The organism is Parvibaculum sp. (assembly GCF_035511255.1).
GTDB lineage: Bacteria > Pseudomonadota > Alphaproteobacteria > Parvibaculales > Parvibaculaceae > Parvibaculum.
Map to the genome: position 1 here is coordinate 1 of NZ_DATKFR010000262.1, position 8,304 is coordinate 8,304.

At 61.7% G+C, this 8,304-nt stretch carries 8 protein-coding genes; 1 reads left to right on the top strand and 7 read right to left on the bottom strand.

Annotated elements, in window-relative coordinates:
• The first annotated feature begins 37 nt into the window (after positions 1–37).
• Positions 38–175 carry a hypothetical protein gene (locus VMR03_RS18990; protein WP_414693175.1) on the top strand — a complete coding sequence of 46 codons (138 nt, stop codon included), beginning with the start codon at positions 38–40 and terminating at the stop codon, positions 173–175.
• A gap of 131 nt (positions 176–306) precedes the next feature.
• Here VMR03_RS18990 and cysN read toward each other — a convergent pair whose 3' ends face one another.
• The 7 genes from cysN to VMR03_RS10485 form a co-directional block, all read right to left on the bottom strand.
• Entirely contained in the window at positions 307–2,211 is a 1,905-nt protein-coding gene (gene cysN, locus VMR03_RS10455) for a sulfate adenylyltransferase subunit CysN (RefSeq protein WP_325404927.1), read from the bottom strand.
• Positions 2,211–3,119, bottom strand: a complete 909-nt coding sequence (cysD, locus tag VMR03_RS10460) for a sulfate adenylyltransferase subunit CysD (protein WP_414693174.1) — start codon at positions 3,117–3,119, stop codon at positions 2,211–2,213. Before cysD ends, cysN begins: the two co-directional genes overlap by 1 nt.
• A 37-nt stretch (positions 3,120–3,156) precedes the next feature.
• The gene (gene cysQ, locus VMR03_RS10465; RefSeq protein WP_325404929.1) at positions 3,157–3,948 is read right to left on the bottom strand and encodes a 3'(2'),5'-bisphosphate nucleotidase CysQ; all 792 of its coding nucleotides are present in this window, start codon (positions 3,946–3,948) and stop codon (positions 3,157–3,159) included.
• A 188-nt stretch (positions 3,949–4,136) separates the two neighbouring features.
• Entirely contained in the window at positions 4,137–5,009 is an 873-nt protein-coding gene (locus VMR03_RS10470; RefSeq protein WP_325404931.1) for an SDR family NAD(P)-dependent oxidoreductase, read from the bottom strand.
• Positions 5,002–5,832 carry an acetoacetate decarboxylase family protein gene (locus VMR03_RS10475; protein ID WP_325404933.1) on the bottom strand — a complete coding sequence of 277 codons (831 nt, stop codon included), beginning with the start codon at positions 5,830–5,832 and terminating at the stop codon, positions 5,002–5,004. Before VMR03_RS10475 ends, VMR03_RS10470 begins: the two co-directional genes overlap by 8 nt.
• Positions 5,833–5,869: 37 nt before the next feature.
• Positions 5,870–6,859: an aromatic ring-hydroxylating oxygenase subunit alpha gene (locus VMR03_RS10480; protein WP_325404935.1), complete on the bottom strand. Its 990-nt coding sequence runs from the start codon at positions 6,857–6,859 to the stop codon at positions 5,870–5,872.
• A gap of 11 nt (positions 6,860–6,870) precedes the next feature.
• On the bottom strand, positions 6,871–8,064 hold the full coding sequence (locus VMR03_RS10485; RefSeq protein ID WP_325404937.1) for an amidohydrolase family protein: 1,194 nt from the start codon (positions 8,062–8,064) through the stop codon (positions 6,871–6,873).
• Between the last annotated feature and the right edge of the window lie 240 nt (positions 8,065–8,304).

The following is an 8,304-nucleotide window of genomic DNA, read 5'->3' on the forward strand; positions in this document are numbered from 1 at the left end:
GCCGAAACCCGGCGCCGCGATCAACGGGGCGGAAATCATCGCCTGGGCGCGCGAGCACATGGCGAACTACAAGGTTCCACGCTTCGTCGATATCGTGGCCGCGCTGCCGACCAACGCGTCCGGCAAGGTGGTCAAACCGGACCTGCGGAGAATGAGCGCGCCCGCCGTCGGATAACACGAACGCTTCGGCCTCGCCCTTCGAGACGCGGGCTAACGCCCGCTCCTCAGGGTGGGAGAAATTCAGAAAATGATCCTCACCCTGAGGAGCCGCGAAGCGGCGTCTCGTAGGGCGAGGCCACCATCGCCTCAGGCGATGATGCCCCGTCCGCGCAGCAGCGAAATCACTTCTTCGGCAAGATCCTCGACCGACTTCGCGCCGGATTCGAGCCTGATCTCCGGGTTCTCCGGTCGCTCATACGGGGAGTCGATGCCGGTGAAGTTCTTGATCTGGCCAGCGCGTGCCTTTTTGTAGAGGCCTTTCGGGTCGCGGCTCTCGGCGACGTCGAGCGGCGTGTCGCAGAAGACCTCGATGAATTCGTCGCTCTCCACCAGCTCGCGCGCCATGCGACGCTCGGCACGGAACGGCGAGATGAAAGAGACGAGCACGATGAGGCCCGCATCGATCATCAGCTTCGAAACTTCGGCGACGCGGCGGATATTCTCCACGCGGTCGCCTTCGGTGAAACCGAGATCGCGGTTGAGCCCGTGGCGAACATTATCGCCGTCGAGCATGTAGGTGTGCCGCCCTTCGGCAAGCAGCCGCTTCTCGACGATGTTGGCGATCGTCGACTTGCCCGCGCCGGAGAGGCCGGTGAACCACAGGATGACCGGCTTCTGCCCCTTGAGGTTCGCGCGCGCCGACTTGTTGACGTCGAGCGCCTGCAGATGGATGTTCGTCGCACGACGCAAACCGAACATGATCATGCCGGCGCCGACCGTCGCATTGGTCAGCCGGTCGATGATGATGAACGCACCCGTCTCGCGATTGGCGGCATAGGCGTCGAAACCGACGGGTTGCGACAGCGAGAAGTTGCAGACCGCGACTTCGTTGAGCGCGAGCTCCTTCGCCGCCAGATGATCAAGCGTATTGACATCGATCTTGTGCTTGATCTCCGTTACCTGCGCAGTCACCGTCTTCGCACCGAGCTTGACGAGATAGGGACGGCCCGGAAGCAGGTGATCCTCGCTCATCCAGATCACATGCGCGGCGAACTGGTCCGCCACTTCCGGCTGATCGGTCGCCGCGACGAGCAGGTCGCCGCGCGAGATGTCGACTTCGTCGGCGAGCGTCAGCGTCACCGCATCGCCGGCCACGGCGACATCGAGATCGCCGTCGGCGGTGACGATGCGCGAAACCGTGCTCGTCCGGCCCGACGCGGCGACGACGATGCGGTCGCCCGGCCGCACGCTGCCTCCGGCGATCGTACCGGAGAAACCGCGGAAATCGAGATTGGGTCGGTTGACCCACTGCACCGGAAGCCGGAACGGCTTCGCGCGCTGTTCGTCCTCGACCTCCACCGTCTCGAGATGATCGAGCAGCGCCGGCCCGTGATACCAGGGCGTGCGCTCCGAACGCGTGATGACATTGTCGCCGAACCGCGCCGATAGCGGGATCGCGACGATCTGCTTGAAGCCGAAGTCGCGCGCAAATTCCGTGAAGTCGTCGCGGATCGTCTCGAAGACGTCCTTCGAGAAATCCATGAGGTCGATCTTGTTCACCGCGACGACGATCTGCCGGATGCCGAGCAGAGAGGCGATGAAGGCGTGACGCCGCGTCTGGGTCAGAATACCCTTGCGCGCATCGACGAGCAGGATCGCAAGATCGGCGGTCGAGGCGCCGGTCGCCATGTTGCGCGTATATTGCTCGTGCCCCGGCGTATCGGCCACGATGAACTTGCGCTTGTCGGTCGTGAAGAAGCGATAGGCGACGTCGATGGTGATGCCTTGTTCGCGCTCGGCCTCGAGCCCGTCGACCAGCAACGCGAAGTCGATGTCCTCGCCCACCGTACCGTGCTTCTTGCTGTCGCGTTCCAGCGTCGCGAGCTGGTCGTCGAAGAGAAGCTTGGTGTCGTAGAGCAGACGCCCGATCAGCGTCGACTTGCCGTCATCCACCGAACCGCAGGTGAGGAAACGCAGCAGCGTCTTGTTCTCCTGCTGCGCGAGATAATCGATCAGATCCTGCGCGGAGAGATTTTCAGCGGGCTCGCTCATCAGAAATACCCCTCGCGCTTCTTCTTCTCCATGGAGCCGGATTCGTCATGGTCGATGAGACGACCGGACCGTTCGGAGGTCCGCGCAATCAGCATCTCGCGCACGATTTCCGGCAGCGTCGCGGCGTCGCTCTCGATCGCCGCCGTCAGCGGATAGCAGCCGAGCGTGCGGAAGCGCACGAGCTTTTCCTGCGGCACCTCGCCGGGTTCGAGCGGCAGCCGCTCGTCGTCGACCATGATGAGCTGACCGCCACGCTCCACCACCGGCCGCTTCGCCGCGTAGTAGAGCGGCACGATCGGAATGTCTTCCAGCATGATGTATTGCCAGATGTCGAGCTCGGTCCAGTTCGAGATCGGGAAAACCCGGATCGACTCGCCCTGCGCAATGCGCGTGTTGTAGATGTTCCAGAGCTCGGGGCGCTGCTTCTTCGGATCCCATCCGTGATTGGCCGTGCGAAAGGAGAAGATGCGCTCCTTCGCGCGCGACTTTTCCTCGTCGCGCCGCGCGCCGCCGAAGGCCGCGTCGAAACCATATTTCGTCAGCGCCTGCTTCAGCGCGTCGGTCTTCATGACGTTCGTATAGTAGGACGAGCCGTGATCGAACGGATTGACGTTCTGCGCCAGCCCTTCCGGGTTCGTATAGACGATCAGATTGAAGCCGAGCCGCTTCGCCGTCTCGTCGCGAAAGCGGATCATCTCGCGGAATTTCCACGTCGTGTCGATATGCATCAACGGGAAGGGCGGCGGCGCCGGATAGAAGGCCTTCGCGGCGAGATGCAGCATCACCGAGCTGTCCTTGCCGATCGAATAGAGCATCACCGGGTTGCGGAACTCGGCCGCAACCTCGCGAATGATGTGAATGCTCTCATCCTCGAGTCTTTTCAGATGAGACTTCCGATCGCGGGACATCGAAATACCTTTCGTACGCGTATTATTCGGCGACAGGTTAAAACGGGTAGTAATCTCCGGTCGCAGCAAACCACGGATTGGCGAAATCGGTATCGTCCGTTTGGTTGCGCTTTCCGTATTGCAGCGGCTTGCCGTCCATTGTCAGCACCGCGCCGTCGGCCGCGCGGAGAATGGCGTCGCCGGCCGCCGTATCCCACTCCATCGTGCGGCCGAGCCGCGGATAGAGATCGGCTTCGCCGGCCGCGAGCTTGCAGAATTTGAGCGACGAGCCCGCCGAAACGAAATCGGCGACCGAGTGCTTTTCGATGAAGGCCTTGGTTTCATCCGTGAGATGCGAGCGGCTGGCGAGGACGCTGATGCCCTTGCCCGTGCAGGCACGCACCGAGATCGGCCGCCATGCGCCGATGACGCCGTTCTCGACCGTCGCGGCCTTCGCGCCCTGCCCCTCGCCACCGGCATAGATCGCCCCGATGGCAGGCGCATAGACGACGCCGAGTATCGGCCGGCCATCCTCGATGAGCGCGATGTTGACCGTGAACTCGCCATTGCGGCTGATGAACTCCTTGGTGCCGTCGAGCGGATCGACCAGGAAGAAGCGATCGGCCGTCGCCGGACAGCGCCCCGCGGCCACAGATTCCTCCGCGACCACAGGAATATCCGGCGCAAGCAGCGCAAGCTCCGCCAGGATGACGGCTTCCGCCGCCTCGTCGGCCTCCGTTACGGGCGAACCATCGCCCTTGGTCGCCACAGCCGAAGCATCAAGCCGCTCATAGATCGGCATGATCGCAGCGCCCGCTTTCAAGGCTATGGCTACAAGCTCATCGAGCATAAAGGCAGCTCCGCCCGCAAATGCGGGACAATTAACAATAAAAAACTGGGGTTTATCAGAACACCCGGTCACTAGACTGTTAAATAGGATATCTCGGCAGCCACGAAAAGTCCTATTCCCCAACCCGCCTAATGGAAGCCCTCTTTTCCGGCCTTCGCAAGCGCAGCAAAGGCCGGAATGGAGGTGTTTCAGCCCATCTGGGGCAGCGCCAGCCCATTGCGCCCGACAATTGTCTCGGCCCGGCCCCGGATGGCGGCGTCGTGAGCGCTGCTGTCCGGCAGCATCCAGAAACGGTCGGCCTTGACGCTTTCGACGGCGAAACTTGCGACATCTTCCGGCTCGGTGAGTTGCATTTTCAGCCCCGTCGCCTCAACAAGCTCCCTCATGCTTTTATAGGTGTGGGGTTTGTTGTCGCTGCCGTCGGAAAATTCCGCCGGCCGGTTCCGGTTCGAGTCGAGAATGCGCGTGTTGACGACATTCGGGCCCGGAAACAGGATCGCCGCCTTCAGCTTCGCCTTGTCCATCAGGAACTGATAATGCAGCACCTCGGTGACGCTGGTGACGGCGGCCTTGGTCGCCGCATAGATCGGCGTCGTCGGCAGGGAGAAAAGCCCGCCATTGGCCGAGGAGGTGTTGATGACCATCCCCTCCTCGCCTTTTTCGAGCATATGCGGCACGAACGACCGGACGCCATGGACGATGCCCATGACATTGACCGCGAAGCCCCATTGCCAGTCCTTCACCGGCAAGGTCCAGATGCGTCGCTGCGCCTCGCCGAGGCCAACGCCGGCATTGTTGAAGAGCAGATGCACATTGCCGAATTTCGCGAAGACGGCCGCGGCCAGCGCGTCGACGGACTCCTGCTTGGTCACGTCCGTCTTCACCCCGATGGCGTCGTGACCGCCTTTCTGCAGTTCCGCAACCGACGCATCGATAGCGGCCTGGTCGATATCGGCGATCGCGATCTTCGCGCCTTCGCCGGCAAGCGCACGGGCGAGCGCGAAACCGACGCCGCCCGCGCCGCCCGTAATGACGGCAACCTTTCCCTTCAGATCAAGCATTGGCCACCTTCTTGTCGCCGGCCAGCGGAACCTCGATGCCCTGAACCGTCGGCTCGTCGTAGCGCTGATGCCAGAAGGGCTCCAGCCATTCTCCCGGCACCTGGCGGAGAATCTTGCCGCTGGTGACGCTGCCGCCTTCGCAATATTGCATTTCGACGATGCGCTTTACCGGCACGTCGACGATCGGATCGTAGGGCGACTCGTGGAGCTTGATGTCGCCGGAGATCTTCGCCGTCTTGTGGTATTTCCGCTCCCAGTCGAGCTGCGTCAGGAAGCAATCGCCGTCGAAGCCGCCCTTGCGGGTAATGGCCGGCATCGCCTTGTAGCAGAAGAAGTGTTCGGTGAAGTCCTTCGGCCCGGTTTCGGCGCCGATGGTACCGTCCATCTCGATGAACTTGATGCCGTTGCGCTGCACGGCGACGTGGATCTTGTCGCCCTTCACGTCGAAATCGACCTTCGCGAGTTTCTTCGGCTCGCCGAAGATTTCGCGGCCGGAAATGACGACGAATTCGCCTTCCATCGGCATGGCGAGCACATACCAGCCCTTGGTGCCCTCATGCTCGGCGGCGACGCCGACCGTCACCGCGCCGATGTCGATCTTGTGCGTTTCGCTCAATTCCATGATGACATGGGCGAACTGCATGAAGACCAGCGGCTCGGCGCCGAGCTTCAACGGCTGCGGCAGCACGGCGGCCGCAATCTCGGGCTCCGTCTCGTAGATGGCGCGGAAGGTGCGCACGATGGTCTTCGCCGAAGCGGAGCCGACGCCGCCGCCGGCCTGAGCGGCGGCCGATAGGTTCTTCACATAGCGCAAACGAGCCATGGTGTTTCCTCTCCCTTGAATGGTGCCGGAGCCCGGCTTATTCCGCCGCCTCCGCGAGGCGCGGCACGTAGAACTGCTGGAAGTAGTTGCGGAACTGCATGATCGGTCCGTCGCCATCGCAGAGGATCGGATGACGCCGGTGGATCTTGTTGTTCCAGATCGGAATGTCGCCCTCGACACCGGTCTGGCCGATGACGAGCGCAATGGCGAAACGCGCCGCCGTGTACTCGAAGGAATCCTTCGGGAACTTGCGGTGCGTGAAAGCAAAGCGCAGTTCCACCTGCTCGCGCGTCACCGGCGTCACTAGCACCATCAGCAGCGTGTCCGTCACGCCGCCGATCCTTGTATATTTCTGGCCGGCACCGTTCTGCACCGTCTCGACGCGAGACGTGATCGTCTTCATCTCGCCATTGGGCATCGCAAGTGTGCGCTCCCCTTCCGCAAGACTATGGCGAAGATGACCCTCATAGGTCGTCTTGCCTTCAGGCACTGCGTCCATGCCATGCACATATTTGAAATGCGCGGTGTCGACGCCGTTCTCCGCGATCTCCTGCGGATTGGTGTTGATCGTCCAGCAATAGCGATCGAGCTCTTCCCAGTCGGAATTGCCAATCTCGTCATGCGCGATGACATCGAAGAAAGGCTCGATCCCTTGCGGGTGATACCAGGCCCATATCACATTGTTCTTCTCGACGAGCGGATAGCTCTTCAGTGCAGGCTTCCTCTCGAGGATCGGCGGCAGGCGCTTGGCATAAGGCACCTCGGTGCAGAAGCCCTTGGTGTTGTAGCCCCAGGCATGGAACGGGCAGACGAGCTTCTCGCCTTCGACCTTCCCGCCCACGCCTAGATGCGCGCCGAGATGCGCGCAATAGGCCTCGGTGAGACCGACCTCTCCGCTCTCGGTGCGAAACAGCACCAGATCCTCGTCGAAATATTTGACCGTGCGGACTTCCCCCGTCGCGAGTTCGTCCGTATAGCCGACGAAGAACCACCCGAACGGAATATCCATCGGGAAACGTTCGACCATGATTTCTCCCCCTATTCCGCCGCGATCTGATGCTTGAGCTCGCTCTTCTTCGGCCCGATCTTCGCGGCGATCTTGTTCATCGCGTCGACGTCAAGGCCCGAATAGCATTGCAGCGCGTTCTTCGAAAAAATCTTCTCGAGATCGGCTTCCGGCAGCCCGCCAAGGCTGTCGAGCATCTTCGCCTTGGTCTTCGGCCAGCATCCTTCCGGATGCGGATAGTCCGAGCCCCAGATGATGCGGTCGATGCCGATGTCGTAGCAGGCGTTTGTCGTGTCGCGGTCGGCGAGCGCCGAGGCGACGACCCACATGTTACGCGCGAAATATTCGGACGGCTTCATGGTGAGCTTGGCGCGGAAATCGCCGAGCTTGCCGCTCGTGTGCTTCACCGACGCGCGGATGTCCATCATCTGCAGCATCCACGTGAACCAGTATTCCGTGCCTTCGGTATAGACCACCTTGAGCTTCGGGAAGCGCTCGAAAACTTCGCCGAAAATCATCGTCCACATCGAACGCGTCATCCAGAACGGATACTCCATCAGGAACGATCCGATCGCGCCCGGAAGATCCTGGATCGCCGGCGACGCGCCCGAATGGAAATGGATCGGAAGATCGTACTCCTCGGCGAGCTTCCACACCGGATCGTATTGCGGATGGTTGTAGGGCTGGAAGCCGTCGGTCATGCAGGGGAACATCAGCCCCTTCAGCCCGTTCTCCTTCGCCCAGCGGATTTCCTTCAGGTCCTCCTCGATATCGAAGACGACCGGGATGATCGCGAGGCCGATGCGGCGGTTGGGTTCCATCTTGCAGAAATCGGCCATCCAGCGGTTATGCGCCCGCGCGCCCGCCCAGAGAAGCTCGGGGTCGGCGCCGAGGCAGCGCAGGCCGACATCCGCGCCGAAGGGCGGCGCATTGCGTTCGGTGATGCCGTCGGGGAAAAGAACCTCGGCCGTGATGCCGTCACCGTCGAGCACCTTGTTGCGAATGTCGTGGTCCCAGACGCCGAAAATGTCGTTGCCGCAATCGGCGCGCCATTTGGTGTTGAAATCGTTGATGAGGAGCTTCTTCTCCATCGCCTCTCGCATAGCGATTTCGCGCGGAAGACGTTCGTCAAATTGCGCGTGATATTTCGGGTCGAGATAATCGCGATATTTTTCCGGCGAAAGGCCCGCATGACCATCGCCCGAAATCACCAGATACCGATCCATTTTTTCCTCCTCCGCGTTTCGACGCCGCGCGGGATTTCTTCCCGCCGGCGGCCGCATAAATTCTCCCTTATCGAACCCTAAAACCGGGCCTTCACCACGAGAAGCGCTTGGGTACGAATTGATCGTTCGTCCTCGCGAACAATAAGACCTTCAGCCTTTCGCGCTCTCCGCCTGTTCCAGAAATGGCGGCCTCTCGCCGCCGCCATGTACGTCGAGCCGCGCGCCCGTCACATATCCGGC

Excerpts from the sequence above, each read along its gene's own strand:
- cysN (WP_325404927.1), bottom strand. The coding sequence starts at position 2,211 with ATGAGCGAGCCCGCTGAAAATCTCTCCGCGCAGGATCTGATCGATTAT.
- cysD (WP_414693174.1), bottom strand. The coding sequence starts at position 3,119 with ATGTCCCGCGATCGGAAGTCTCATCTGAAAAGACTCGAGGATGAGAGC.
- cysQ (WP_325404929.1), bottom strand. The coding sequence starts at position 3,948 with ATGCTCGATGAGCTTGTAGCCATAGCCTTGAAAGCGGGCGCTGCGATC.
- VMR03_RS10470 (WP_325404931.1), bottom strand. The coding sequence starts at position 5,009 with ATGCTTGATCTGAAGGGAAAGGTTGCCGTCATTACGGGCGGCGCGGGC.
- VMR03_RS10475 (WP_325404933.1), bottom strand. The coding sequence starts at position 5,832 with ATGGCTCGTTTGCGCTATGTGAAGAACCTATCGGCCGCCGCTCAGGCC.
- VMR03_RS10480 (WP_325404935.1), bottom strand. The coding sequence starts at position 6,859 with ATGGTCGAACGTTTCCCGATGGATATTCCGTTCGGGTGGTTCTTCGTC.
- VMR03_RS10485 (WP_325404937.1), bottom strand. The coding sequence starts at position 8,064 with ATGGATCGGTATCTGGTGATTTCGGGCGATGGTCATGCGGGCCTTTCG.